25 protein-coding genes and 1 pseudogene are annotated in these 24804 nt (G+C 69.2%); 16 read left to right on the top strand and 10 right to left on the bottom strand.

The genetic code is table 11. The annotated features are described in order from the left end of the window. From ACWF9G_RS25245 to ACWF9G_RS25230, 4 genes are all read right to left on the bottom strand, one after another. Window positions 1-168: a hypothetical protein gene (locus tag ACWF9G_RS25245; RefSeq protein ID WP_379306965.1), complete on the bottom strand. Its 168-nt coding sequence runs from the start codon at window positions 166-168 to the stop codon at window positions 1-3. Window positions 169-271: 103 nt separating this feature from the next. Then, window positions 272-679 carry a RidA family protein gene (locus tag ACWF9G_RS25240; RefSeq protein ID WP_452518306.1) on the bottom strand — a complete coding sequence of 136 codons (408 nt, stop codon included), beginning with the start codon at window positions 677-679 and terminating at the stop codon, window positions 272-274. Between the two features lie 5 nt (window positions 680-684). After that, window positions 685-1455 (bottom strand): IclR family transcriptional regulator, encoded by a 771-nt coding sequence (locus ACWF9G_RS25235; protein ID WP_452518305.1) that lies wholly within the window; start codon window positions 1453-1455, stop codon window positions 685-687. Next, window positions 1452-2495 (bottom strand): sugar kinase, encoded by a 1044-nt coding sequence (locus ACWF9G_RS25230; RefSeq protein ID WP_452518303.1) that lies wholly within the window; start codon window positions 2493-2495, stop codon window positions 1452-1454. Before ACWF9G_RS25230 ends, ACWF9G_RS25235 begins: the two co-directional genes overlap by 4 nt. A 155-nt stretch (window positions 2496-2650) precedes the next feature. On the opposite strand from ACWF9G_RS25230, the gene ACWF9G_RS25225 reads away from it, so the two are divergent. The 6 genes and pseudogenes from ACWF9G_RS25225 (at window position 2651) to ACWF9G_RS25200 (ending at window position 8848) form a co-directional block, all read left to right on the top strand. After that, window positions 2651-3931 (top strand): amino acid deaminase, encoded by a 1281-nt coding sequence (locus ACWF9G_RS25225; RefSeq protein ID WP_452518301.1) that lies wholly within the window; start codon window positions 2651-2653, stop codon window positions 3929-3931. Window positions 3932-3940: 9 nt separating this feature from the next. Next, a complete protein-coding gene (locus ACWF9G_RS25220) occupies window positions 3941-5554 on the top strand; it encodes an N-acyl-D-amino-acid deacylase family protein (RefSeq protein WP_452518299.1) in 1614 nt (537 codons plus the stop codon). Next, window positions 5551-6192 (top strand): bifunctional 4-hydroxy-2-oxoglutarate aldolase/2-dehydro-3-deoxy-phosphogluconate aldolase, encoded by a 642-nt coding sequence (locus tag ACWF9G_RS25215; protein ID WP_452518297.1) that lies wholly within the window; start codon window positions 5551-5553, stop codon window positions 6190-6192. Before ACWF9G_RS25220 ends, ACWF9G_RS25215 begins: the two co-directional genes overlap by 4 nt. A 10-nt stretch (window positions 6193-6202) precedes the next feature. Beyond that, window positions 6203-7660: a GntP family permease gene (locus ACWF9G_RS25210; protein ID WP_452518295.1), complete on the top strand. Its 1458-nt coding sequence runs from the start codon at window positions 6203-6205 to the stop codon at window positions 7658-7660. Between the two features lie 91 nt (window positions 7661-7751). Further along, a pseudogene (locus tag ACWF9G_RS25205) lies at window positions 7752-7826 on the top strand (hypothetical protein); the annotation flags it as partial. A 56-nt stretch (window positions 7827-7882) separates the two neighbouring features. Continuing rightward, window positions 7883-8848 (top strand): FAD-dependent monooxygenase, encoded by a 966-nt coding sequence (locus ACWF9G_RS25200; protein ID WP_452518293.1) that lies wholly within the window; start codon window positions 7883-7885, stop codon window positions 8846-8848. A 75-nt stretch (window positions 8849-8923) separates the two neighbouring features. Here ACWF9G_RS25200 and ACWF9G_RS25195 read toward each other — a convergent pair whose 3' ends face one another. After that, window positions 8924-9898, bottom strand: coding sequence for a helix-turn-helix transcriptional regulator (locus tag ACWF9G_RS25195; RefSeq protein ID WP_452518291.1), 975 nt, complete (start codon window positions 9896-9898; stop codon window positions 8924-8926). A 63-nt stretch (window positions 9899-9961) separates the two neighbouring features. On the opposite strand from ACWF9G_RS25195, the gene ACWF9G_RS25190 reads away from it, so the two are divergent. Then, complete coding sequence (locus ACWF9G_RS25190; RefSeq protein ID WP_379306945.1) at window positions 9962-10453, top strand: pyridoxamine 5'-phosphate oxidase family protein; 492 nt, start codon at window positions 9962-9964, stop codon at window positions 10451-10453. A 7-nt stretch (window positions 10454-10460) separates the two neighbouring features. Here the strand turns inward: ACWF9G_RS25190 and ACWF9G_RS25185 are convergent, their stop codons facing one another. From ACWF9G_RS25185 to ACWF9G_RS25175, 3 genes are read right to left on the bottom strand one after another with little or no spacing between them, the layout of a single operon-like run. Continuing rightward, the gene (locus tag ACWF9G_RS25185) at window positions 10461-11246 is read right to left on the bottom strand and encodes an ABC transporter ATP-binding protein (RefSeq protein WP_379306943.1); all 786 of its coding nucleotides are present in this window, start codon (window positions 11244-11246) and stop codon (window positions 10461-10463) included. Beyond that, the gene (locus tag ACWF9G_RS25180) at window positions 11246-12319 is read right to left on the bottom strand and encodes a FecCD family ABC transporter permease (protein ID WP_452518330.1); all 1074 of its coding nucleotides are present in this window, start codon (window positions 12317-12319) and stop codon (window positions 11246-11248) included. Before ACWF9G_RS25180 ends, ACWF9G_RS25185 begins: the two co-directional genes overlap by 1 nt. 5 nt (window positions 12320-12324) lie before the next feature. Then, the gene (locus ACWF9G_RS25175) at window positions 12325-13353 is read right to left on the bottom strand and encodes a FecCD family ABC transporter permease (protein ID WP_379306941.1); all 1029 of its coding nucleotides are present in this window, start codon (window positions 13351-13353) and stop codon (window positions 12325-12327) included. A gap of 84 nt (window positions 13354-13437) precedes the next feature. Between ACWF9G_RS25175 and ACWF9G_RS25170 the strand changes: the two genes are divergently transcribed. Then, window positions 13438-14505 carry an ABC transporter substrate-binding protein gene (locus ACWF9G_RS25170; RefSeq protein WP_452518289.1) on the top strand — a complete coding sequence of 356 codons (1068 nt, stop codon included), beginning with the start codon at window positions 13438-13440 and terminating at the stop codon, window positions 14503-14505. A 124-nt stretch (window positions 14506-14629) separates the two neighbouring features. On the opposite strand, the gene ACWF9G_RS25165 is transcribed toward ACWF9G_RS25170, so the two are convergent. After that, entirely contained in the window at window positions 14630-15865 is a 1236-nt protein-coding gene (locus tag ACWF9G_RS25165; protein WP_452518287.1) for an RNA polymerase sigma factor, read from the bottom strand. Beyond that, the gene (locus ACWF9G_RS25160) at window positions 15866-16204 is read right to left on the bottom strand and encodes a YciI family protein (RefSeq protein ID WP_379306935.1); all 339 of its coding nucleotides are present in this window, start codon (window positions 16202-16204) and stop codon (window positions 15866-15868) included. It lies immediately after the preceding gene. Between the two features lie 152 nt (window positions 16205-16356). Between ACWF9G_RS25160 and ACWF9G_RS25155 the strand changes: the two genes are divergently transcribed. From ACWF9G_RS25155 to ACWF9G_RS25120, 8 genes are all read left to right on the top strand, one after another. After that, window positions 16357-17583 (top strand): cation:proton antiporter, encoded by a 1227-nt coding sequence (locus tag ACWF9G_RS25155; protein WP_452518285.1) that lies wholly within the window; start codon window positions 16357-16359, stop codon window positions 17581-17583. A 27-nt stretch (window positions 17584-17610) separates the two neighbouring features. Continuing rightward, window positions 17611-18669, top strand: a complete 1059-nt coding sequence (argC, locus tag ACWF9G_RS25150; RefSeq protein ID WP_379306931.1) for an N-acetyl-gamma-glutamyl-phosphate reductase — start codon at window positions 17611-17613, stop codon at window positions 18667-18669. After that, the gene (gene argJ, locus ACWF9G_RS25145) at window positions 18666-19892 is read left to right on the top strand and encodes a bifunctional glutamate N-acetyltransferase/amino-acid acetyltransferase ArgJ (RefSeq protein ID WP_379306929.1); all 1227 of its coding nucleotides are present in this window, start codon (window positions 18666-18668) and stop codon (window positions 19890-19892) included. The genes argC and argJ overlap by 4 nt, the downstream gene beginning before the upstream one ends. Next, on the top strand, window positions 19889-20776 hold the full coding sequence (gene argB / locus ACWF9G_RS25140) for an acetylglutamate kinase (RefSeq protein WP_379306927.1): 888 nt from the start codon (window positions 19889-19891) through the stop codon (window positions 20774-20776). Before argJ ends, argB begins: the two co-directional genes overlap by 4 nt. Beyond that, complete coding sequence (locus ACWF9G_RS25135; RefSeq protein ID WP_452518282.1) at window positions 20773-22011, top strand: acetylornithine transaminase; 1239 nt, start codon at window positions 20773-20775, stop codon at window positions 22009-22011. The genes argB and ACWF9G_RS25135 overlap by 4 nt, the downstream gene beginning before the upstream one ends. Further along, window positions 22008-22940: an ornithine carbamoyltransferase gene (gene argF, locus ACWF9G_RS25130; RefSeq protein WP_452518281.1), complete on the top strand. Its 933-nt coding sequence runs from the start codon at window positions 22008-22010 to the stop codon at window positions 22938-22940. Before ACWF9G_RS25135 ends, argF begins: the two co-directional genes overlap by 4 nt. Before the next feature lie 34 nt (window positions 22941-22974). Further along, window positions 22975-23481, top strand: coding sequence for an arginine repressor (locus ACWF9G_RS25125; RefSeq protein WP_379306921.1), 507 nt, complete (start codon window positions 22975-22977; stop codon window positions 23479-23481). A 110-nt stretch (window positions 23482-23591) separates the two neighbouring features. Further along, window positions 23592-24800 (top strand): Fic family protein, encoded by a 1209-nt coding sequence (locus ACWF9G_RS25120; protein ID WP_452518279.1) that lies wholly within the window; start codon window positions 23592-23594, stop codon window positions 24798-24800. The last annotated feature ends 4 nt before the right edge of the window (window positions 24801-24804 follow it).

Below are 24804 nucleotides of genomic sequence, written 5' to 3'. Positions count from 1 at the left end.
CTAGATACAGAAGTTGACGAAAAGCGGCCCGACCGGAACGCCGAGGCAGACCGTCACCGAACCGACGACCGGCTGCGCGGTGGCCGCCGAGGCGGGGCCTGCGCCGATGGCGGTGACGGAGAGGGCGAGAGCGGCGATGGCGAGTGGACGAGCGGTTTTGGCGAACATTGCGGTGCTCCTCGGTAGAACGGTGAAACTGCCCCCTCACGAGGGCTGCCCCATCTCAACACGGGGTAGTGCGCGATGTCGGAGACATCACCGGAATCGCCGTTCAGTCCGTGACGACGGCGAGCGCGTCGATCTCCACCAGCATCTCTTCGCGCGGCAGGCCGGTGAAAACGGTCGTGCGCGACGGTAAGACGCCGTTGGTTGTGTGTTCGACGACGAATTCACCATACGCTTCGTTCATCACCGCGAAATCGTCTCTTTGAGTGAGGTACACGCGCAGCATCACCACATCGTCGAAGGTGGCGCCCGCGGCCTCCACGATCGCCAGCACGTTCATCAGGGTGCGGGTGGTCTGCGCGGCGACATCGCCGGGATGCAGGTACTCATTGGTCGCGCGGTCGACTGGACCCTGGCCGGAGACCTGGACGAACGGTCCCTTGCGCACGCCCTGGGAGAACGTATGCGCCGGTGCGGGAGCGTCGGCGGTGCGCACGGCGATCTTGTCGGACATGGGGTTCAGCCTTTCCTCACGGTGACCTCTCGGCGGGGGTCCCAGCCGAGTTCGGTGGAGATGGCGTCGGCGGTCGACCTGACCTGCGGCAACAGCGCCAGCACCTGATCGTGGTCGAGCAGCACATCGGGGACCGAGACCGACAAGGCGGCGACAACGGCGCCGAACCCGTCGCGGACGGGCACGCCGACGCAGTTGACGAAACTCTCGTGTTCCTCGTGGTCTTCGGCGAATCCCTGCGCCGCGACGAGTTCCAGCTCGGCGAGGTACTGCTCGGGCGTGCGCAGGGTGCGGGTGGTGAACGGGTGATAGTCCAATCGTGCGGCGACGGACCGCCATTCGGTGCGGGGCAGCGCCGCGACCAGTACCTTGCCGACGGCGGTGCAGTGCAGCGGGGCGGGACGGCCGATCCGCGAGTACATCCGCACCGCCTGTTCGGCGTCGACCTTGTCGATGTAGACCGCGTCACCGGATTCGTAGGCGGCCAGGTGCACCGTCTGCCCGGTGGCGGCGCCGAGCGCGCTCAGATGCGGGCGGGCGACGGTGCGGACGTCACGGTTCTCCAGTGCGCGACTGGCCAATTCGAACATGCGGGTGCCCAGGGAATACCGGTGCGCGTTGTCGCGCACGACGAACCGTTCGGCCTGCATGGTCTGCAGCAGCCGCAGCACCGTCGATTTGTGCACCCCGAGCCGCGCGGCCAGCTCGTCGAGGGACTGCGAATCCTCGCCGAGGGCAATGAGAATGGACAGGGCCCGCGACACGCTTTGACTCATCGGCTGATCGTCCCATCCAGCGAGTCCGGGTAGCGCAGCCCGGTCCAGTCGGTTGCCGGCAGCGCGGCCAGGCGCCGGATGTCCTGCACCGGAGGCAGTTTCGCGACATCGCCGGTTGCGGTGAGAGCGACCGCGGCGCACAGATGGCCATAGCGTAACCGGGTGCGCAGGTCGGCACCGTGTAGCAGGGCGGCCAGGTAGCCGCCCGCGAAAGCATCACCGGCGCCGATGCGTTCGGTGATGTCCAAGGCCAGCGCAGGCACGTCGACGAAGGCGCCACCGTCGAACCCGGTCACGGTGTGCTTGTCGTTCTTGACGATCAGCTGGGCAGGCTCGGGGAACAGCGCGCGCAAGGCGGCCGGGTCGCCGGTACCGAAGATCTCCTGGGCTTCGTCGGCGCCGAGCAGTACCACATCCGCGCCGCGGACATGGGCGGCGAGTTCGTCGGCGGCCTCGTCCACGCGCGAACCCCACAGTGCCGGACGATAATTCAGGTCGAAGCTGACTCGCCTGCCACGCCGTGGCAGGGCGATCAAGGTGCGGGTCAGTTCGTTCGCCGACTCCGACAGTGCCGGCGTGATGCCGGTGAAATGCACGAGATCGGTGCGATCGAGCAACCCGGCGGCCGCTCGCGGCGCGAGGTCGGCGGGGGACAGGGCGCTGGCCGCCGATCCGGCGCGGTAGTAGTGCATGCGGCTGGCGTTGGCCGGCAGATCGTGCGGTGCGCCCGACCCGCTGCCACGCTCCTTGATGTAGACGCCGGTCGGGCGCACTGCATCGACGGCGACCGCGTCGACATCGACGCCCTGGGCGGCCAGCTGCGTCACCAGGTAGCGCCCGAACCCGTCGTCACCCACCCGGGAGAGCCAGGCGGCCGAGACGCCGAGCTGGGTCAGCACCATGGCCACATTCGCCTCGGCTCCGCCCGCGCTCCGATCGAACTGCGCGGACTGCTCGAGCGGTCCCGGGCGGGCCACGAGCACGGCCAGCCCCTCGCCCACGGTGACCGCCCTCGGCGTCGCCGCTGTTGCCTGTGTCACCCTTTTCGTCCTTTCGTGCTTGCGGTCACTGTCGTCGAGATGCACAATATCGAGCAGAAACATTCAGTGCAACCAGCGTTGCGCATTATGCAATGTAGATCCGATATGACCGCCCGGCCGGGTGACCTCCGCGGCGATCGACGGAAAGGGAAGCTGTGACGATCGACAACGCCGTCGTGGACGCGCTCGCCGACGAGGTGCTCGGGCCGCAGGACAAGAGCGTGCCGCCCGCGGCGTGGGGGCACACCGCGCGCGACTACCTCGCGACCGCCCCGGAACTCGCCCCCTGGCAGACGCCGCTGCTCACCCTCGATCGCGGCCTGCTCGATGCCAATCTCGCGCTGATGGCGGGGTGGACCGCCGCGGCGGGTGTCGCGCTGGCTCCGCACGGCAAGACAACGATGGCGCCGCAACTGTGGCGCGAACAGCTCGCGGCAGGCTCGTGGGCGATCACGCTGGCCACCGGCTGGCAGGCCCAGATCGCCCGGTCGTTCGGCGTCGGCCGGATCGTGCTCGCCAACGCGCTCGTCGATCCGGCCGGATTGGCCTGGGTCGCAGCGGAATCGGCGCGCGACGACGCCTTCGAGTTCTACTGCTGGGCCGACAGCGTCGCCACCGTCGAGCTGATGGACAAGATCCTGCGCGACACCCCGCCCGGCCCGCCGGTGCGGGTGCTGGTCGAACTGGGTGGCCCGCACGGTCGCACCGGGGCGCGCACCCGCACCGAAGCGCGGGCAGTCGCGGCAGCCATCCGGGACAGTGACCGGCTGGCCCTGGCGGGTGTCGCCGGCTACGAAGGCGCGCTGGCCCACGATCGCAGCACCGCGGGTCTCGCGGCCGTGCGCGGCTACCTCGGCGAACTCGCCGCCCTGCACACCGAACTCGCCGCGTCCGGGGCCTACCCGGGCCGGGCGATCGTCACCGCGGGCGGCAGCGCCTACCCCGAACTCGTCGTCGACGAGCTGGCTCGCCTGGCCGACGACACCACCACGGTCGTGCTGCGCAGCGGCGCCTACCTGGTCCACGACGACGGCTTCTACGCCGGTATCTCCCCGCTGACCGCACCCGCCGTCGAGCCCGGCCTGCGCGCCGCGATGCACGGCTGGGCCAGGGTGGTCTCCCGGCCCGAACCGGAACTGGCGCTGCTCGACGGCGGCAAGCGCGACTTCCCCTTCGACGAGGGCCTGCCGGTGCCGCAGCTGGTGGTCGGCGGCGGCGCGCTGCCCGCAGGCGCGCAGGTGACCGCGCTCAACGATCAGCACACCTTCCTGCGCTTGCCCGGAGCCGCTGCCACCGATCTCCCGGTCGGCAGCGTCGTGCGGCTCGGGTTGTCGCATCCGTGCACGGCATTCGACAAGTGGCGGCGCATTCCGGTGATCGACAGCGCCGCGGCGGACCGGCCGCGCGTGGTCGACCTGATCCGCACCTACTTCTGACGGATGACCATGACGGACTTGCTGTTTCGTGACATCGATATCGTCGACGGCACCGGCACCCCACGCCGTCGCGGCGACGTACTGATCCGCGCCGGGCGCATCGCCGAGACGGGTCCGGCGGGATCGATCACCGTCGGCGCGAGAGTGGTTCCAGCCCAGCCGGGTTCGGTCCTGACACCCGGATTCATCGACATGCACGCGCATTCGGACCTGTCCCTGCTCACCCACCCCGGGCACTTCCCGAAGATCACCCAGGGCGTCACCACCGAGGTGATCGGCCAGGACGGTCTGTCCTACGCGCCGATCGACGACGCCGCGCTCGCGGTGGTGCGCAAACAGATCGCGGGCTGGAACGGCAACCCCGCCGATTTCGACTTCGCCTGGCGCACGGTCGCGCAGTACCTGGACCGGCTCGACGAGGGCATCACGCCCAACGCCGCCTATCTGGTCCCGCAGGGCACACTGCGGTTGCTCGTCGTCGGCACCGAACAGCGACCGGCCACCACCGCCGAGATCGACCGGATGTGCGCGCTGCTGGCCCAGGGTCTCGACGAGGGCGCGGTCGGCATGTCGAGCGGGCTCACCTACACGCCCGGAATGTATGCCGACACCGGTGAATTGGCCGCACTGTGCTCGGTCGTCGCCTCCTACGGCGGCTTCTACGCGCCGCACACCCGCTCCTACGGCGCGGGCGCGCTCGAGGCCTACGCGGAGATGATGGGCCTGGCCAAGGCGACCGGCTGCGCGCTGCACCTCACCCACGCCACCATGAACTTCGGCGTGAACCGCGGCCGCGCACCGGAATTCCTGGCGATGCTCGCGCTGGCCCGCGCCGACGGCTGCGACATCACCCTCGACACCTACCCGTATCTGCCCGGCTCGACCACGCTGTCGGCGCTGCTGCCCAGCTGGGCGATGTCGGGGGGACCCGATGCCGCGCTGGGCAGGCTCGACGATCCCGCCGAGCGCGCGCGGATCACCGCGGATGTGAACGTCAACGGGTCCGACGGCTGCCACGGCGTCACCGTCGAGTGGGAGACCATCCAGATCAGCGGTGTCGGCGACGAGGCGCTGTCCACCTACGTCGGACGGACCGTCGCCGAGATCGCGGCCGGGGAGGGCAGGGCGCCGGTCGAGGTGTTCTTCGACCTGCTGCGCCGCGACCAGCTGGCGACCACCATCCTCCAGCACGTCGGCCACGAGGAGAACGTGCGCGCGATCATGGTCGACCCCGGCCACATGGGCGGCAGCGACGGCCTGCTCGTCGGCGCGCGACCGCATCCACGCGCCTGGGGCACCTTCCCCCGCTACCTGTCGCGCTACGTCCGCGAACTCGGCGTGCTCGGGCTGGAGGAGTGCGTGCACCACCTCACCGGCCGCCCGGCCGCCCGGCTGCGGCTGGCCGAGCGCGGACTCGTCCGCACCGGCTACGCCGCCGACCTCGTCGTGTTCGATCCGGCGACGATCCACGACACGGCAACATTCGAGCATCCACAACAACAGGCGCGTGGCATCCAGCACGTGCTGGTCAACGGCGAATTCGCGCTGGAGAACGGCACCGCGACCGGTGTGCGCGCCGGACGCGCCCTGCGCATGGACGCCACGCGAGAGGAGACCCGATGAACCCGCTGCTCAGCTCGTCGTCCGAGGCCATGGAGGTGATCCGCGCCGACCGCGCGCTCACCGTGGTCCGCGCGCCTGCCATCCCCGACCCGGTCGCGCTCGCCGAAGCTCTGGCCGGGTCCGGCATTCGCGCCGTCGAGCTCACCTTCACCACCCTCGGCGTGCTCGACGCGATCGGCAAGGCCTCGGCGGTGAGCGCCGCCGTCATCGGCGTCGGCACCGTGACCACCCGTGACCAGGCCGAAGCGGCGATCGCGGTGGGCGCCAAGTTCCTGGTGACGCCCGCGTTGCGTCCCGAGGTCGCCGAAGTGGCCGTCGCCCACCAGATCCCGGTCATCATGGGCGCGTTCACCCCCTCGGAGGTGCTGGCCGCGGTCGAGATGGGCGCGGCGGCGGTGAAGATCTTCCCGGCCCGCGCGCTCGGGCCTGCCTATCTGAAGGATCTGCTCGGTCCGTTCCCGCACGTTTTCCTCATCCCCTCCGGCGGCGTCAACGCCCACAACGCCCGCGAATTCCTGCAGGCGGGTGCCATCGCTGTCACCGCGGGGACCGAGGTGGTCGCCCCACTGGACGTAGCGAGTTCGCGCTGGTCCCACATCGGCGCCAAAGCCGCACGCTTCGTCCATTCGCTTGATTGAGAGGTATCCCATGGGCGCCACTGTCGACTGGTTGCGTACCACCACCCCCGGATTGCTGGTGCTGTGTGGTCTCGCGATCGCCGTGCTGCTCATCGCCATCATCAAGGTCAAACTGGAGCCGTTCGTCGCGCTGCTGCTGACCGGTCTGTTGCTGGCACTCGCCGCGGGGCTACCGGTCGCCGAGATCGTCGGCACACCGCTGAAAGCCGGTGAGTCACTGCTGGAAACAGGCTTCGGCGGCATCCTCGGGCATATCGCGGTGATCATCGGTCTCGGCACCGTGCTCGGCGCGATCCTCGAACGATCCGGCGGCGCCGACGTTCTCACCGACAAACTCCTGAAGATGTTCGGCGAGAAGGGCGCTCCCGTCGCGATGGGCCTGCTCGGCCTCATCTTCGGCATCCCCGTCTTCTTCGACATCGGCATCTTCGTGCTCGCGCCGCTGGTGTATGTCGCGGCCAAGCGCGGCGGGCGCTCGCTGGTGCTCTACGCCATGCCGATGCTGGCAGGCCTGTCGATGACGCACGCGTTCCTGCCACCGCACCCCGGTCCCGTCGCGCTCGGCGGCCTGCTCGGGGTGAGTCTCGGCTGGCTGATCCTCATGGGATTCGTCTGCGGCATCCCGGGTTTCCTCGCCGCGGGCATCGCCTGGGGTACCTGGATCGGCAAACGCGTGCGGGTCGAGGTGCCTGCCGAGTTCGTGCCGCTCGAGCCCGACGGCAACGGCGCGGACAAGACCGACGGCAACGGTGCGACCGGGGGAACCGGCGGAACCGCCGTGCTGACGAAATCGCCGCCGTCGGTGGCACTGATCGGGGCGATCATCGCGATTCCGCTGGTGCTGATCCTCGGCGCGACCTTCGGTTATCAACTGCTGGACAAGGATTCGGCCCTGCTGCAGGTGCTCACCTTCTTCGGCACGCCCGCGGTCGCGCTGCTCATCACGGTGCTGGTGGCCTTCTACCTGCTCGGCATCCGGCGCGGCTCGACGGTGCAGGAGCTGAGCACCATCACCGCCGAGTCGCTCAAGCCGGTCGGCATGGTGCTGCTGGTGGTCGGTGCGGGCGCCTTCTTCGGCAAGGTCATCTCCGCCACCGGCATCGGCACCGCGCTGGCCGACACCATGTCCGCGGCCGGTCTGCCGGTGATCGTGCTGTCCTACCTGATCAGCTGTGGTCTGCGGATCGCACAGGGCTCGGCGACCGTCGCGATCGTCACCACCGGCGGCATCGTCGCGCCGCTGGTGGCCGATCAGGGCTACTCGCAGATGTCGATCGCGCTGATCGCCATGGCGATCGCGGCGGGCTCGATCATCGCCAGCCACGTCAACGACGGCGGCTTCTGGATCATCGCGAAGTATTTCAACATGACGGTGAAGCAGACGCTGCAGACGTGGACGGTGCTCGAAACCATCTTGTCGGTGGTGAGTTTCGCGGTGGCCGCGGTGTTGTTCGCCGTCGTCGGCTGAGGTCGGCGGTCAGCGCGCCGGCCAGCCGTCCGAGTGCGGCGCGTGGATCCGTGCCAGGGTGGGCCGGTACCTGCAACGAGGGGAGAGCGCGATGTCCACAGCAATCGTCGTCGGCGGCGGAATCGGGGGATTGGCTACCGCGCTGGCGTTGACGCGGCGTGGTTGGTCGGTCCAGGTGCTCGAGCGTGCACCCGAAATCGCCGAGGTCGGCTCAGGATCTCGTTGTGGGCCAACGCGGTGCGGACGCTCGATGCGCTCGGTGTCGGTGCCGCCGTGCGCGAGCAGGGGATCGAGGATGTCGCGGCCGGGATTCGGACCGCGCGTGGCCGGTGGCTCTCACGCACCGATGTGGCGACGATGCGTGCGCGATTCGGTGCTCCCGTGGTGATCCACCGTGCGGCCTTGCTCGACATCCTGCGTGCCGCGATCCCCGATGGTGTTGTGCGAACCGGGATCTCGGTGTCGAGGGCGGGAACCGACGGTTCGGTGGTCCATACCGGCGGTGTGTCGACCGCGGATCTGGTCGTCGGCGCGGACGGCATCCGCAGTGTCGTCCGCCGGGCGGTCTGCGGCGATGTGCCCGCTCGCTACGCCGGTTACACCGCCTGGCGTGCGGTGGTCGCTGTCGACGAACCGCTGACCGAGTTCGGTGAGACATGGGGTCGTGGAGCACGTTTCGGGATGGCCCCGCTCGCCGACGGGCGTATCTACTGTTTCGCCGTGTACAACGCCCCCGAGAACGCTCCGGGCTCGTTCGCCGAGGTTCGTGCTCGCTTCGCCGGCTGGCATCATCCGATCCCCGCCCTGCTGGCCGCCGCGGACGAGAACACGGTGCTGCACAACGACATCTACGAGCTCGTACCGCTGCCGACCTTCTCGGCCGGTCGCATCGCCCTGGTCGGCGACGCCGCCCACGCGATGACACCGAACCTCGGGCAGGGTGGATGCCAGGCGCTCGAGGATGCCGTGGTGCTGGCTCGGCTGGCAGGCGAACCCAACGGGCTGGCGCAGTATGACCGGGAACGTCGTCCGCGGACGCAGATGATCGCCGCTCGGTCGGCCCGCATCGGCACGATCGGTCAGCTGTCCGCCGCACCGCTGGTTGCTCTGCGCGACACGGCGTTGCGGATCACCCCGGCGTCCGTTTCCTTCCGTGCGATGGACGAGATTCTCGACTGGACATGTTGATCGTTGCAGGGGGCCGGATCGTCGTGGGGCGTCCGCGATCTGGCAGTGCGAAAGCTGATACGCGGACCATGCCGGTCAGGCCGACGGGTGGTAGCGCGCGTACATCGCGGCCGCCGTACCCGCCATCGCGATGCGTAGTTCGGGCGGATCGAGGACTTCGATGTATTCGCCGATGGGCAGCAGTGCGTGGGCGAGGATCTCGTAGGACTCACCGGGAACGGTGATGTCCACCCAGCCGTCGGCATCCGGTGCGCCGATGGACGTGAGCGCCTGGCGCACCGCGGCAGGGTCGTTCATCAACCGGAGCAAGTTCAGGTGGTCGGCCGAGATCCGGCACTGTGCGCTGACGCGCAGGATGGACCGGGCGAACTCGTCGGCCGACTCCTGCCAGTGCGCGGCGAGGTCGAAATCGGCAGGGCGGGTGAAGGATTCGCCGGTCGGCACGGCGGTGGCGATCCGGCTCACCCGGTAGGAGCGGATATCGGACCGGTCGCGCGCGATCAGATACCAGGTGCCCGCCTTCATGACCAGGCCGAGCGGGTCGAGGGTGCGCTCGACGGTCTTGTCGTGCCTGCGGTAGCCGATCGCCAGTCGGCGGTCGTGCCAGAGCGCATCGGCGACCGTGGCCAGCGTCGGCGTTTCGTCCGGGCGGTGGAACCATCCCGGCATGTCGATGTGGACGCGTTCGGCGATGCGCGTCGCTCGCCCGCGCAACTCGGGTGGAAGCGCGGCGAGCATCTTGAGCTGGGCGGTGGCGAGCACGGTGCCGAGTCCGAGGTCGGCGGCGGCGCCGGGCAGCCCGGCCAGCAGGACGGCGTCGGCCTCGTCGGAGGTGAGGCCGGTGAGCCGGGTCCGGTAGCCGTCGATCAGCCGGACGCCACCACCGCGCCCCGGCTCGCTGTACACCGGAACGCCCGCCGACGACAGTGCCTCGACGTCGCGGTACACCGTGCGCACCGACACCTCCAGCTCCCGTGCCAGCTCGGCCGCGGTCGCCCCGCCGTTGGCCTGCAACAGGAGCAGCAGCTGCACCAGCCTGCTCGCTCGCATGTTCTCGAGACTAGCCGCAGAACATGACACAGGATGTCAGCATTTGGTCGTACCGTTCGAACCATGACCACTTGGAGCCAGTTCACCGAGGAAGCGCCGAGTATCTCCGCCCTGTTCCTGCGCAGGCACCAGGCAACCGGCAATCTGTGCATGCTCGGCACCCTCCGCGCCGACGGATCACCGCGGATCAGCCCGATCGAGCCGACGGTCTTCGAGGACATGCTCGTCCTGGCGGGCATGCCGAACACCCGCAAGTTCGACGACCTCGCCCGCGACCCTCGCTTCTGCCTGCACACCGCCACCGTCGACACCAAGGTCGCCGACGGCGACGCCAAACTGTTCGGCACCGTCACCGACCTCCCGGACGAAGCCGTCCACGCCCGCTTCGCCCAGAAACTGTTCGACGACAACGGTTTCGATATCCGCGGCATGAAGTTCGATCACTTCTACGTCGCCGATCTCACCGGCGCGTCGACGGTCGAAGTCGAGGACGATCACCTCAACATCACCGTGTGGAAGCCGGGCGCGGGCGAACGGGTCGTCCGCAAAGACTGAGCACGGGTCAGGCTGGTCCGACCGGGACTACCAGCGGCGTTCCGGTGACCGGGTCCTCGATCACCTTCGACCGTAGACCGAATACCTCCGCCACCAGTTCTTCGGTGAGGACCTCGGCGGGCGTTCCCGCGGCGACCACCCGGCCTGCCCGCATCGCGACCAGCCGATGCGCGTATCGCGCGGCGAGATTCAGGTCGTGCAGCACCATCACCACGGTCCGGCCTGCTTCGAGGTGCAGGCGGCGGACGAGGTCGAGAACCTCGATCTGGTGGGCGAGATCGAGGAAGGTGGTTGGTTCGTCGAGCAGGAGCAGGTCGGTGTTCTGGGCCAGCGCCATCGAGATCCAGGCGCGCTGGCGTTGCCCGCCGGACAGCTCGTCGAGCGGGCGATCGGCGAACTCGGCCATGTCGGTCCAGGACAGGGCCTCGGCGATGGCGGATTCGTCGTCGGCGGACCACTGGCGGTACCAGCGCTGGTGCGGGTGCCGACCGCGGGCAACCAGGTCGGCGACGGTGAGTCCTTCAGGGGCCTGCGGTGATTGGGGCAGGATGCCGAGGACTCGGGCCACCTCCTTGGTCGACATGCGGTCGATGCGGTGGCCGTCCAGGTGCACGGAACCACCGCTGGGGCGCAGCAGCCGGGCCATCGCGCGCAGCAGCGTGGATTTGCCGCAACCGTTGGGCCCGATCACCGCGGTGACGGTGCCGCTGATGATGTCCAGGCTCAGGCCGTCGACGACGGTCAGCGGTCCGTAGCCGAGGGTCAGGTCGCTGGCCTGCAGCCGCACGGTCATCACGCGCCCACTTTCCCGGCACGATTGCGCCGCATCAACAGATAGATCAGATAGGGTGCGCCGAGCACGGCGGTGATCACACCGACAGGGAGTTCCCCGGCGGGCAGCAGGGTGCGGGCGACGAGATCGGCGGCGACGGTGAAGGCCGCGCCGAGCACTGCCGAGGTCAGCAGGGGCGGTTGTGCTGAGCCGGTGAGCCGCAGTGCCACCTGGGGCACGGCGAGGGCGACGAAGATGATGGCGCCCGCGGACGCGGTGGCGACCCCGGCCAGCAGTACGGCGAGGACCAGCAGCGTCAGGCGGGCGGCGTTGAGCCGCACACCGAGCGAGCGGGCAGTGTCGTCGCCGAAGTGCAGTGCGCCGAGCAGGTGGGTGCCCGCCAGCACCACCGGCACCAGGATCGCCAGGGCGAGCGCCACCGGTGTCACCTGGATCCAGCCACTGCCGTTGAGGCTGCCGGTCAGCCAGGTCACCGCTCGCGCCGCGACGTCGACTTCGCCGACGCTGAGCATCCAGAAGGTGACGCTGGACAACACCGAACCGGCGCCGAGGCCGACGAGCACGAGCCGATATCCTTCGATGCCGCGACGCCACGCCAACACGAAAACGGCCAGCGCGGCGATCAATCCGCCGATCATGGCGGCGGCGGGCACCCCGATCGCGGCGGCGGCGCCGCTGATCTGACCCTGGCTGCCCGACAGGGCGATCACCGCGACCGCGGCCACGTTCGCGCCCGCGGTGACGCCGAGAATATCGGGACTGGACAACGGATTCCGGGCGATGCCCTGCGTGATCGCACCCGACAACGCCAGCGCGGCGCCGACCAGCGCGCCGGTCAGGATCCTGGGCAGGCGCAGGTCCCACACCACGTACGCGAGGCCGTCGTCGCCGCCACCGGTCAGCACCGCGAGCACATCCCACGGGGTGACCGGACCTCCGTCGGGCATCGTGTAGGTGCCCAGCGCCAGCGCGACGCAACTCGTCGCGCCCAGCACACCCAGACCGACCAGCAGCACGGTGATCGTCCGTAGCCGCAGCTGCCATGACACCGGTCCCAGCCGGACCGCGGGCACGGTACTCAAATGCTCACCAGCCTGCGGCGGCGGACCAGCACGATGAAGAACGGGGCGCCGACGAGGGCGAGCATGATGCCCGCGGGTAGTTCGCCCTTGTCCAGGATCAGCCGTCCCGCGGTGTCGGCCACCAGCACCATGACCACGCCGAGCAGTCCGGCGACGGGAACGAGCCAGCGGTAGTCGGGTCCGGTGATGCCACGCGCCAGGTGCGGGACGACGAGCCCGACGAAGCCCAGCGGCCCGGCGATCGCCACGACCGCGCCGGTCAGCAGCACGATCGAACCGATGCCGACGGTGCGAGCCAGGAAGACGCGATGGCCCAGCGCGCGGGCGGTGTCCTCACCGAGCCCGAGGGCGTTGAGCGCGGGAGTGTTGGCCAGTGCCAGGACTATCCCGACGATCACGAACGGTGCGGCTTTGCCGAGGAGGCCGAGGTTGGAGCCGACCAGGGAACCGGCCTTCCAGAAGCGGTAGATATCGGTGACATCGGTGTCGAAGAGCACCACCGCCGAGATCAGGCCCTGCAGGAGATAACTGACGGCGGCCCCGGCCAAGGCGAGGGTGACCGGGGTGGGTCCGCCACGGCCTGTCGCACCGATGACGAACACGGTGATGGTGGCGATCAGCGCACCGGCGAACCCGAACCACACATACCCGAACAGGCTGGAGATGCCCCCGATCATCACGGCCAGGACGATGCCGAGGGCCGCGCCCTGCGTGATTCCGAGCAGTGACGGGTCGGCGAGGGGGTTCCTGGTGTGGCCCTGGATCACCGCGCCCGCGACGCCGAGCGCGAGGCCGGCGAGGATCCCCAGCAGGGTGCGCGGCATGCGCAGGCCGTTGACGATGGCGCCGGTCTCGGTGTCGGTGGTGCCGCCGAGCGCGTGCAGAACATCAAGGGGCGGAATGAATTTGGTGCCTACGGCCAGGCTGAGCAGGATGGCCGCGAACACCGCGGCCAGCAGTCCGGCAACGAGCAGCAACCTGCGAGACCGCGTGCGGGTGAGCACGATTCCGGGCGATGCGGTCACTGCCCCCCTTCCGGTTAGGTTATTAGGTAAGCCTTCGCTACGTTAGCGAAGCCTAGCCATCGTAACCCACCCTGGAGGACGTCAATGTACACCCCAACGAGCCGCCGGCTCGCCGCTGCCGCTGTGGTCGCCGCAGCCGTCTTGAGCCTGTCCGCGTGTGGCCAGGGCCAGACCACCACCGGTGCCACCGGAAGCGGTTGCGATACCGCGGGCAACCTCGACGGCGGCGCCTACCCGCGCACCATCGAGAAGGGCGCGGTCAGGGACAAGGCGGGCGCGAATGTCGGCACCGTCGTAGACCCGGCCACCATCACCACCCGGCCGGTACGGATCGCCGCTCTCGATCAGACGTTCGTCGATGCCGCCCTGGTGCTCGACACCGAACTGGTCGCGTACACGACCTACCAGAGCATGGGCGAGAAGCTGCCCGCGTTCCTCGGTGCGGCCGCGCAGACCTGCGCCGGACAGGCGGTCAACATCGGCAACCTGCAGACTCCCGACATCGAGAAGCTGGCCGGCGCCCGTCCGGACCTGATCGTGTCGGCGCAGGTGCGTCACGAGAAGCAGTACGAGCAGTTCAAGGGCATCAAGCTCGGTTCGGGCACGGTGCCGGTGGTGTTCAGTCAGACGACCGGCGCCACCTGGAAGGAGAATCTGCTGCTGCTCGCCAAGGCGGTCGACAAGGAGTCGCTAGCCCAGGCCAAGCTCACGGCGTACCAGGACCGCGCCGCCAAGATCGGCGCGGCGATCAAGGCCAAGAACGGTGGCACCGCCCCGAGCGTCTCGCTGCTGCGCTTCCTGCCGAAGGAGGACCGGCTGATGCAGCGGGTCAGCTTCGTCGGCGACATCTTTGCCGACACCGGCCTGAACCAGCTCGACAAGTCCGACGATCCGAAGAACGATTTCGCGCTCGCCCTGAGTCCCGAGCGGCTGCTGGACGCCGACGCCGACTACATCTTCCTCACCAGCAACGGTGAGGACGCCGCCGCCCAGCGCAAGGCAGCCGCCGCGGCGAACCCGTTGTGGAATCAGCTGAAAGGCAAGATCACCCCGGTCGACGACCTGGTCTGGCTGACGTCGGTCGGCCTCACCGGCGCCAACGCGGTGCTGGACGACATCGCCGAGACCTTCGGGGTCGACCCGGCGAAGTAGCGAGCGATCGCCGGAAACACTGCGCTGCGCGCACCGGGCGCGCAGCGCGGTGTTCCGTCCGGTTCGCTCGGAAGCTGTTCGGCGACACCGGTGTCGACATCCACGGCCGGAAGCTCGACGACTGCTACGTCGCCGATATCCCGCGATCGGTGCGGGAATTGGGCAGCGAATTCCTTCTGCTGCACAAGTATTCGCGTTCGACCTCGTTGGAAGTGAGCGCGATCGCCGCGTCGTAGGCGGCCGCGGCTTCGGTGAGATTGCCTTCGCGGCGGAGGAGGTCGGCGCGGATGGCGTGGAACAGGTGGTGGTTCGGGAGGCCGATGGTGGTGAGTTCGCGCAGGGCAGGGGTGGGGCCGTGGACTTCGGCGAGGGCGACGGTGCGATGCAGGGCGACGATGGGGGTGGGTGTGAGGAGGTGGAGATGGTTGTAGAGGGTAAGGATTTGGAGCCAGTCGGTGGCGGCTGCGGTGGGGGCGTCGGCGTGAACGGCGTTGATGGCGGCTTGGAGTTGGTAGGGACCGGGGGTGTTGCGGCGCAGGCATTCCCGGAGCAGGGACTGGCCTTCGGTGATCAGGTCACGGTTCCAGCGGGTGCGGTCCTGGTCGGCCAGAAGCACGAGGTGGTCGCCGTCGGTGCGGGCGGTGCGGCGGGATTCGGTGAGCAGCATGAGGGCGAGTAGCCCCAGGACCTCCGGTTCGCCGGGCATGAGCTGGGTGAGCAGGCGACCGAGCCGGATCGCTTCCGCGCACAGGTCGGCGCGGGCGAGTTGCGGGCCCGCGGTGGCCGAATAGCCTTCGGTGAAAACGAGATGCACGACCGCCAGGACGGCGGGCAGTCGCGCGGGGAGTTCGGCGTCGGCGGGCACCCGGTAGGGGATTGCCGCTGCGCGGATCTTGCCCTTGGCGCGGACGAGCCGTTGCGCCATAGTCGATTCCGAGACCAGGAACGCACGTGCGATCTCGGCGGTGGTCAAACCGCCCAGCAGTCGCAGCGTCAACGCCACCCGCGCGGCCGGGGCCAGTGCCGGATGGCAGCAGGTGAAGATCAGGCGCAGCCGGTCGTCGGGGAAGCTGTCGGTGGGCTGGTCGGGATCCGGGTGCAGGAGAGCGGCTTCGGCGTGTCTGTCGGCGCGGGTGGCCTCGCGGCGCAGCCGATCGATCGCGCGATTGCGCGCGGTGGTGATGATCCACCCCGCCGGGCTCGGCGGGACGCCGTCGCCGGGCCAGCGCACGACCGCGGCCGCGAATGCCTCCTGCACCGCGTCCTCGGCGAGTCCGATGTCACCGAAGACGCGGATCAGGGACGCGACCGCACGGCCGTAGTGCTCGGCGAACACGGCCTCGATCACCGCGGTGTCCATCTAGCTGTGCGCCACCGGTCGCACCTCGATCGGCAAGGCGAGCACCGCGGCCAGCCTGCCCGCCCACTCCAGTGCCTCGTCCAGATCGGAGGCCTGGATGAGGGTGAAGCCGCCGATGTGCTCGGTGCCCTCGGCATACGGCCCGTCGGTGAGCAGCACGTCACCCTCCTTCGCCCGCACGACGGTCGCGGTGCTCGGCTCGTGCAGTCCGACCGCGAACACCCACGCCCCGGCGGCGCGCATGTCGTCGTTCAGGGCCGCGAGATCGTCCATGATCGCGTCGATGTCGTCCGGCGCGGGTCCGTCGGGCTGATAGATGGACAGCAGGTACCGCTTCATGATCGTCCTTTCGTCGATGGTTCCGGTGCGCGACCGGTTCATCTCCTATACGAACGCGATGCCGCCGAATCGACAGCGTGGGTGAGTTGATTCTCGTCCGGACGCCAGCGAGGTTTCCAGGATCGGCCGATCCGCTGTGCCACGATGAGGCGATGGAGCTGCTCGCCTCCGCCGCCGTGGCCGGTCCGTCGCCGATCGTGTCGCTGTTCTGGATCGCATTCGTCGCGGTGGTGGCTCCGCTGCTCTCCCGCGCAGTGCGCGGATTCGTGCCGGACGTGGTGATCCTGCTCGTGGCGGGCACGATTCTCGGACCGTTCGCCCTCGGCTGGGCCACCGCCGAGGGCGGCGTCGACCTGATCAAGGAACTCGGCCTCGGCATGCTGTTCCTGCTGGCAGGCTACGAACTGGACCCGAGACTGCTCGGCGGCCGCTCGGGACGGGTGGCCTGGCTGGTATGGCTGGCCGGTCTGGTGTTCGCGTTCGGGCTGGTCACCGTGCTGGCGAGCAGCGAATCGACCACCAACCACATCGCCGTCGCCATCGCGATGACCTCCACCGCGCTGGGCACCCTGCTGCCGATCGTCAAACAGGCCGGACTGCTCGACACCCCACTGGGCCGCGCGGTGCTCGCGCACGGCGCGGTCGGCGAACTCGGCCCGATCGTGGCCATGTCGGTGCTGTTGAGCAGCCGCAATGTCGTCGCCGCGCTCGTCGTGCTGGCCCTGTTCGTGGTGGCGGCGCTGTTGGTCGGGCTGATCCCGGTGCGCCTGTTCGGCCGCGTCCCCGATCTCGGCGCAGCGCTGGCCAGGATGGACGGCGGCACTTCCCAGTTGCCGGTGCGCGGGTCGATCCTGCTGCTGCTCGTGCTCATGGTGGTGGCCGAACGCTTCGATCTGGACGTGGTGCTCGGCGCGTTCGCCGCGGGCATGGTGCTGCGCAGGCTCATCGCGGCGGGTCATCCACGTGTCGACGAGCAGCTGGAGACCATCGGCTACGGCCTGCTGATCCCGGTATTCTTCGTGGTGTCGGGGATGGGGATCGATATGTCGGCGGTCGCGGGACAGCCGCTGCTGTGGGCATCGTTCGTGGTCGCCATCGCCGTCGCCCGCGGCCTGCCGGTCTGGCTGAGCGAACGGTACGTCCCGCACGGGCGCAACCTGGAGTCACCGCGCGAGCGGGCCCAGCTCGCGCTGTTCGCGGCCACCGGCCTGCCGATCATCGTCGCCGTCACCCAGGTGGCGGTCTCGACGGAGCTGATGACCGGCGACACCGCCTCGGTCCTGGTCGCTGCCGGAGCGACGACGGTTCTGGTGTTTCCCCTGGTCGCACGGCTGATCGGGCCAAAGACGCTCGTCGTGACCGCACCTGCTCATGAATGAGCTTGCATAGTCGTGCATAATCATCACATGGTTGATTCGTCGGGAGGACCCGCCTTGCGGGTGGCGGTTGCCGGTGCGAGTGGATACGCCGGTGGCGAAGTGTTGCGTCTGCTGCTGAACCACCCCGAATACCGAGCCGGGCGCCTCGAGATCGGGGCGCTGACCGCCGGATCCAACGCGGGCACCGCGCTGGGCGCGCTCCAGCCGCATCTGCTGCCGCTGGCCGACCGGATCCTGCAGGAAACCACCCCCGAGGTTCTGGCGGGCCACGACATCGTCTTCCTCGGCCTGCCGCACGGTCAGTCCGGCGCCATCGCACAGGCCCTGCCCGAGTCGACGGTGATCATCGACTGCGGCGCCGACTTCCGGCTCACCGACGCCGCCGCCTGGGAGAAGTACTACGGCAGCGCGCACGCGGGGAGCTGGCCCTACGGCCTGCCCGAGCTGCCCGGCGGCCGGGCGGCGCTCACCGGCGCCCGGCGCATCGCCGTGCCCGGCTGCTACCCGACCGTGTCGAGCGTCGCGCTGGCCCCGGCCATCGCCGCGGGCATCATCGAGCCGACCGTGAACGTGGTCGCCATCAGCGGCACCTCCGGCGCGGGCCGCAAGCTCGACGTCGGTCTGCTCGGTTCCGAGGTGATGGGCAGCGTCCGCGCCTACAGCATCGCGGGCGCGCACCGGCACACCCCCGAGATCGCGCAGAACCTGAAGGCGGCGGGCGGCGTCGACGTCGCGGTGTCGTTCACCCCTGTTCTCGCCCCGATGCCGCGCGGCATCCTCGCGACCTGTACCGCCCCGGTGAAGGTGGACGAGGCCGAGGCGCGCGCGGTCTACGACAAGGCGTACGCCGACGAGCCGTTCGTGCATCTGCTGCCCGAAGGCGTACTGCCACAGACGGGTTCGGTGCTCGGCTCCAACGCCATCACCCTGCAGGTCGCGGTCGATACCGACGCGGGGCTGCTCGTGGTGATCGGCGCGATCGACAACTTGACCAAGGGCACCGCGGGCGCCGCGGTGCAATCGATGAATCTGGCCGTCGGATTCGACGAGACCGCAGGACTTTCCACCGTAGGAGTGGCACCGTGACGACCCCTGATCCGCACACGACGGACCATGGCAATTTGATCCACACCCAGGGCGTCACCGCCCCGCTCGGCTTCCGCGCCGCGGGCATTGCGGCCGGAATCAAGGCCAGCGGCAAGCCCGATCTCGCGCTGGTGCTCAACGAGGGCCCCGAATACGCCGCGGCGGGAGTGTTCACCAGCAATCAGGTGAAGGCCGCGCCGGTGCTGTGGTCGCAGCAGGTGCTCACGTCCGGTCGCGTGCGCGCGGTCATCCTGAACTCGGGCGGCGCGAATGCCTGCACCGGCCCCGGCGGTTTCCAGGACACCCACCGCACTGCCGAGGAACTCGCTGCGGCACTGAGCAATTGGGGCACCGAGACCGGCGCGGGCGAGATCGCGGTCTGCTCGACCGGCCTGATCGGTGACCGGCTGCCGATGGACAAGCTCATCCCCGCCGTCACCGAGATCGTGCACGAGATGGGCGGCGGCATGTCGGGCGGCTCCGATGCCGCGCACGCCATCATGACCACCGACACCGTGCCGAAGGAATCGGCGTTCCACCACGAGGACAAGTGGAACGTCGGCGGCATGGCCAAGGGCGCGGGCATGCTCGCGCCGTCGCTGGCCACCATGCTCGTCGTGCTCACCACCGACGCCGTGGCAACCCCCGACCAGCTCGACCAGGCGCTGCGCAAGGCCACCAAATACACCTTCGACCGGCTCGACGTCGACGGTTCCTGCTCCACCAACGACACCGTGCTGCTGCTGGCCAACGGCGCCAGCGGCGTCGCCCCGTCGCAGGAGGACCTCGACGCCGCCGTCTTCACCGTGTGTGACGACCTGGCCGCCCAGCTGATGGCCGACGCCGAGGGTGTCACCAAGCGGGTGCGGGTCACCGTCACCGGCGCGGCCTCCGAGGAGGAGGCGCTGACCGTCGCCCGCGCCGTCGCCCGCGACAGCCTGGTCAAGACCGCGCTGTTCGGCTCGGACCCGAACTGGGGCCGGGTGCTCGCCGCCGTCGGCATCGCCCCGGTGACGCTGGACCCGAACCGGATCGCGGTGTCGTTCAACGGCAATCCGGTCTGCGTCGACAGTGTCGGCGCGCCCGGCGCCCGCGAGGTCGACCTGTCCGGCGAGGACATCGACGTGCTGATCGAACTCCATGTCGGCGACGGCACCGCGATGGTGCGCACCACGGATCTCTCGCACGCCTACGTCGAAGAGAATTCGGCGTACAGCTCATGAGCAGCGGTGTGGTGCAGTCGCTTTCGGCGCTGGACAAGGCGCATGTGCTCGCCGACGCGCTGCCGTGGCTGCAGAAGTTCCGGGACAAGGTCGTGGTCGTGAAGTACGGCGGCAACGCCATGGTCGACGACGAACTCAAGGCCGCCTTCGCCGCCGACATGGCGTTCCTGCGCACCGTCGGCGTGCACCCGGTGGTCGTGCACGGCGGTGGCCCGCAGATCAACGCGATGCTGAAGAAGCTCGGCATGGCGGGCGAGTTCCGCGGCGGCTTCCGCGTCACCACCCCCGAGGTGATGGACGTGGTGCGGATGGTGCTGTTCGGCCAGGTCGGGCGCGAGCTCGTCGGGCTGATCAACGCGCACGGGCCGTACGCGGTCGGCATCTCCGGGGAAGACGCGCACCTGTTCACCGCGACCCGGCGCACCGTCACCGTCGAAGGTGTCGCCACCGACATCGGGCTGGTCGGTGACGTCACCGAGGTCAACCCGGGTGCGGTGCTCGACCTGATCGACGCGGGACGGATCCCGGTGGTCTCCACCATCGCCCCCGACGCCGACGGCGTGGTCCACAACATCAACGCCGACACCGCCGCCGCCGCGCTGGCGGAGGGGATCGGCGCGGAGAAGCTCGTCGTCCTCACCGACGTCGAGGGCCTCTACACCGACTGGCCCGACCGCGCCTCGCTGACCAGTGAGATCGACGCGACGGCGCTGGCGGAGTTGCTGCCGCGCCTGGATGCGGGCATGGTGCCGAAGATGGAAGCGTGCCTGCGCGCCGTCCAGGGCGGGGTGCCCAGCGCCCACGTCATCGACGGACGGGTGCCGCATTCGGTACTACTGGAGTTGTTCACCGGAGAAGGAATCGGAACGATGGTGACCGCATGAGTGAAGTAGAGAAGCTGCAGCAGCGGTGGTCGGCCGCGATGATGAACAACTACGGCACCCCGAAGGTCGCGCTGGTGCGTGGCGCCGGCGCGGTGGTCTACGACGCCGACGGCAAGCGCTACGTCGATTTCCTCGGTGGCATCGCGGTGAACAGCCTCGGCCACGCCCACCCGGCCATCCTGGAAGCGGTCACCCAGCAGCTGGGCACGCTCGGCCATGTGTCGAACATCTATGCCAGCGAGCCGGTGATCGAGCTGGCCGAGAAGCTGCTCGCGCACTTCGGCGACGGTGAGGGCAAGGCGTTCTTCTGCAACTCCGGCACCGAGGCCAACGAGGCCGCGTTCAAGATGGCCCGGCTGACCGGCCGGTCCAAGATCGTCGCCGCGGAGGAGGCCTTCCACGGCCGGACCATGGGAGCGCTCGCGCTGACCGGTCAGGCGTCGAAGCGGGAGCCGTTCGCGCCGATGCCGCCCGGCGTCGTGCACGTGCCCTACGGTGACGCGGACGCGCTCGAGCGGGTCGTCGACGCCGACACCGCCGCGGTGTTCCTCGAGCCGATGATGGGCGAGAGCGGCGTGGTCGTCCCGCCGTTCGACTACCTGGCGCGGGCGCGGGAAATCACCTCGCGGGCGGGCGCTTTGCTGATCCTCGACGAGGTGCAGACCGGAATCGGCCGCACCGGAACGTTTTTCGCGCATCAGGCGGCGGGCATCGTGCCCGATGCGATCACCCTGGCCAAGGGCCTCGGCGGTGGCCTGCCGATCGGCGCCGTACTGGCGCAGGGCCGGGCCGCCGAACTGCTCACCCCCGGCCTGCACGGGACGACCTTCGGTGGCAACCCCGTGTGCGCCGCGGCGGCGCTGGCGGTGCTGCGCACGATCGACTCCGAAGGCCTTCTCTCCCATGTGGAATGGGTCGGCAAGAAGCTCACTGACGGTATCGCGCTGCTCGAGCACCCCGAGATCGATCATGTGCGTGGCGCGGGTCTGCTCATCGGCATCGTGTTGAAGAACGACATCTCGGCCTATGTGGACGAGCGGGCGCGGGAGGCGGGCTACCTGATCAACCCCGCCAAGCCCAACGTGATCCGGTTGGCTCCGCCCCTGGTGCTCACCGAAACCCAGGCCGACAACTTCGTCGCCGACCTGCCCGAGATTCTCGACAAGGCCGCCGCCGATGCCAACGAACGAGCCGAGCAGCACCGCAGCCCGGATGCGAAGGGAGCGAGTAAGTGACCCTGCGCCACTTTCTGCGCGACGACGACGTGACCCAGGCCGAACAGGCCGAAATCCTCGCCATCGCCGCGGAGTTGAAGAAAGACCCGTTCGCGCACCGGCCGCTCGACGGCCCGCGCGGCGTCGGGGTGATCTTCGAGAAGAACTCCACCCGCACCAGGTTCTCGTTCGAGCTCGGCATCGCCCAGCTCGGCGGGCACGCGGTCGTCGTCGACGGCCGTGACACCCAGCTGGGCCGCGAGGAAACCCTCGGTGACACCGGCAGTGTCCTGTCGCGCTATGTCGACGCCATCGTGTGGCGGACCTTCGAGCAGTCCCGTCTCGACGAGATGTCTTTCACCGCGACAGTTCCCGTGGTGAACGCGCTGTCCAACGAGTTCCATCCCTGCCAGGTGCTCGCCGATCTGCAGACGATCACCGAACGCAAGGGCGTTCTCGCGGGCCTGAATCTCACCTACTTCGGTGACGGCGCCAACAATATGGCGCATTCGCTGCTGCTCGGCGGCGTGACGGCGGGCATGAACGTGACCGTCGCCGCCCCCGCCGGGTTCGAGCCGCTGCCGTGGATCCTGGACGCCGCCGCCAAGCGGGCCGCCGAGACCGGGGCGACCGTGTCGGTCACCCACGATCCGGTGGCCGGTGCGACGGGCGCCGACGTGCTCGTCACCGACACCTGGACCTCGATGGGCCAGGAGAACGACGGCCTCGATCGCGTCGGCCCGTTCCGGCCGTTCCAGGTCAACGAGGCACTGCTCGCCGCCGCCGATCCGGAAGCCATTGTGATGCACTGTCTTCCGGCGCACCGTGGTGAGGAGATTACCGACGAGGTGCTCGACGGCCCGCACAGCGTGGTCTGGGACGAAGCCGAGAACCGGCTGCACGCCCAGAAGGCGCTGCTGGTCTGGCTGCTCGCGAAAGCCGCCGCGTGAGACCGCGAACCGGGGCCGGCGCGGAGGCCCGGCGATGAGCACGGCACCCGAGAAGGGCTCGCCCGCCATCGCCCGTACCCGCGCCGGCCGCCAATCGCGCATCGTGGAACTGCTGTCCGCGCATTCGGTTCGCAGCCAGACCGAACTCGCGACGTTGCTGGCCGCCGAGGGCATCGAGACCACCCAGGCGACCCTGTCGCGTGACCTCGACGAACTCGGCGCGGTGAAACTGCGTGCCGCCGACGGTGGCGCGGGCGTCTACGTCGTCCCCGAGGACGGCAGCCCCGTCCGCGGCGTCACCGGCGGCACCGGCCGCCTCTCCAAACTCCTCGGCGACCTCTTGGTCTCCACCGACGCCAGCGGCAACCTGGCCGTCCTGCGCACCCCACCCGGCGCCGCCCACTTCCTCGCCAGCGCCCTCGACCGCGCCGCCCTGCCCTACATCGTCGGCACCATCGCCGGCGACGACACCATCGCCGTCATCGCCCGCGAGCCCCTCACCGGCGCCGAACTAGCCGCGGAAATTGAACGCCTAGCCTGATCGCGACAGGGTTTCGCAGCTGGTCCTGATATCCAACGATGGACGCATAAAGTTAAGTAATGATGCTGCTTAGTTAACGTTAACTGCTCAGCCGTAGGTAAGATGGGCTGATGACGAACGATCCGGCCGGGTGGCCTGCCGTTCGATACGAGCAGCACCCGTGGGCGGTGCGTGATACCTACGTGTCGCGCACCCAACTGCGTCGACACGCGGGGCCCTACTCCGCAGCGGTGCTGTCCGGCATCGCCGAGCAATCAGTGGCACTGCCCGTCGGCCTGCTGGCCGAGGCCGACGAGGCCGCGCAGGAACTGGTGCGATTCGACGCGCACTTGTCAGCCGAGCTCGGTACCGACTGCGAACTCGGGCCGATGAGCTCCGTGCTGCTGCGCACCGAGAGCTCCGCGTCGTCGCAGATCGAGAACCTCACCGTGGGCGCCCGGCAGCTCGCGATGGCCGAGCTCGGCGAGCACACCAACAGGAACGCACGCATCGTCACCGCCAATGTGCGCGCCATGGAAGCGGCACTAGACCTCGGCCGGGCAGTCGATGCGGACTCGATCCTGGCGATGCACCGTGCCCTGCTCGGCGAGTCCGATCCCACCCAGGCCGGGCGCTGGCGCGACCAGCAGGTGTGGATCGGCGGTAGCAACATCGGCCCGCACCTGGCTGATTTCGTTCCACCACACCATGATCGAGTCCCCACCGCGATCGCCGACCTGATCCGGTTCGTCAACCGCACCGATGTCCCCGCTTTGGCGCACACCGCGCTCGCCCATGCGCATTTCGAGACGATCCATCCGTTCACCGACGGCAACGGCCGAACCGGCCGAGCTCTCGTCCACGCGATGCTGAGCGGTCGGCAGCTGACCAGGCACATCACCGTGCCCATCTCGGCAGGCCTGCTGGTGAACACCGGGAGCTACTTCGATGCCCTGACCCGGTATCGATCCGGTGACCCCGAACCAATTGTGCGCCAGTTCGTCGACGCGACCTTCTACGCCATCGGCAGCGGCCGCCGACTCGTCGACGAACTCCGTTCCGTCCGTGCCGCGTATCGCGAACAGACCACCGCGCGTGCGGATTCCGCAGCGTGGAAGCTGATCGATCGGCTCATCGCGCAACCGGTGGTGAACAGCACCTACGTCGTGGAGTCCTTCGGGATCAGCGGCGTCGCCGCGCAGCGGGCTATCGATCGCCTGGTGGAATGCGGAGTGCTGCGCGAGGTTTCGCAGCGCGCGCGTAATCGTGTCTGGCAAGCCGACGGAATACTCACCGCCCTTGACGATTTCGCGGCGGGAGTTCGCCGAGTCCGCGGTTGAGAGA

The organism is Nocardia sp. NPDC055029 (assembly GCF_053608525.1).
This window is presented reverse-complemented; position numbering and strand designations above follow the sequence as displayed.

Excerpts from the sequence above, each read along its gene's own strand:
- ACWF9G_RS25155 (WP_452518285.1), top strand. The coding sequence starts at position 16,357 with ATGGAGCTGCTCGCCTCCGCCGCCGTGGCCGGTCCGTCGCCGATCGTG.
- argC (WP_379306931.1), top strand. The coding sequence starts at position 17,611 with ATGGTTGATTCGTCGGGAGGACCCGCCTTGCGGGTGGCGGTTGCCGGT.
- ACWF9G_RS25220 (WP_452518299.1), top strand. The coding sequence starts at position 3,941 with ATGACGGACTTGCTGTTTCGTGACATCGATATCGTCGACGGCACCGGC.
- ACWF9G_RS25235 (WP_452518305.1), bottom strand. The coding sequence starts at position 1,455 with ATGAGTCAAAGCGTGTCGCGGGCCCTGTCCATTCTCATTGCCCTCGGC.
- ACWF9G_RS25210 (WP_452518295.1), top strand. The coding sequence starts at position 6,203 with ATGGGCGCCACTGTCGACTGGTTGCGTACCACCACCCCCGGATTGCTG.
- ACWF9G_RS25185 (WP_379306943.1), bottom strand. The coding sequence starts at position 11,246 with ATGACCGTGCGGCTGCAGGCCAGCGACCTGACCCTCGGCTACGGACCG.
- ACWF9G_RS25165 (WP_452518287.1), bottom strand. The coding sequence starts at position 15,865 with ATGGACACCGCGGTGATCGAGGCCGTGTTCGCCGAGCACTACGGCCGT.
- ACWF9G_RS25135 (WP_452518282.1), top strand. The coding sequence starts at position 20,773 with ATGAGTGAAGTAGAGAAGCTGCAGCAGCGGTGGTCGGCCGCGATGATG.
- ACWF9G_RS25245 (WP_379306965.1), bottom strand. The coding sequence starts at position 168 with ATGTTCGCCAAAACCGCTCGTCCACTCGCCATCGCCGCTCTCGCCCTC.
- ACWF9G_RS25120 (WP_452518279.1), top strand. The coding sequence starts at position 23,592 with ATGACGAACGATCCGGCCGGGTGGCCTGCCGTTCGATACGAGCAGCAC.
- ACWF9G_RS25170 (WP_452518289.1), top strand. The coding sequence starts at position 13,438 with ATGTACACCCCAACGAGCCGCCGGCTCGCCGCTGCCGCTGTGGTCGCC.
- ACWF9G_RS25215 (WP_452518297.1), top strand. The coding sequence starts at position 5,551 with ATGAACCCGCTGCTCAGCTCGTCGTCCGAGGCCATGGAGGTGATCCGC.
- ACWF9G_RS25240 (WP_452518306.1), bottom strand. The coding sequence starts at position 679 with ATGTCCGACAAGATCGCCGTGCGCACCGCCGACGCTCCCGCACCGGCG.
- ACWF9G_RS25125 (WP_379306921.1), top strand. The coding sequence starts at position 22,975 with ATGAGCACGGCACCCGAGAAGGGCTCGCCCGCCATCGCCCGTACCCGC.
- ACWF9G_RS25190 (WP_379306945.1), top strand. The coding sequence starts at position 9,962 with ATGACCACTTGGAGCCAGTTCACCGAGGAAGCGCCGAGTATCTCCGCC.
- argB (WP_379306927.1), top strand. The coding sequence starts at position 19,889 with ATGAGCAGCGGTGTGGTGCAGTCGCTTTCGGCGCTGGACAAGGCGCAT.
- ACWF9G_RS25195 (WP_452518291.1), bottom strand. The coding sequence starts at position 9,898 with ATGCGAGCGAGCAGGCTGGTGCAGCTGCTGCTCCTGTTGCAGGCCAAC.
- ACWF9G_RS25160 (WP_379306935.1), bottom strand. The coding sequence starts at position 16,204 with ATGAAGCGGTACCTGCTGTCCATCTATCAGCCCGACGGACCCGCGCCG.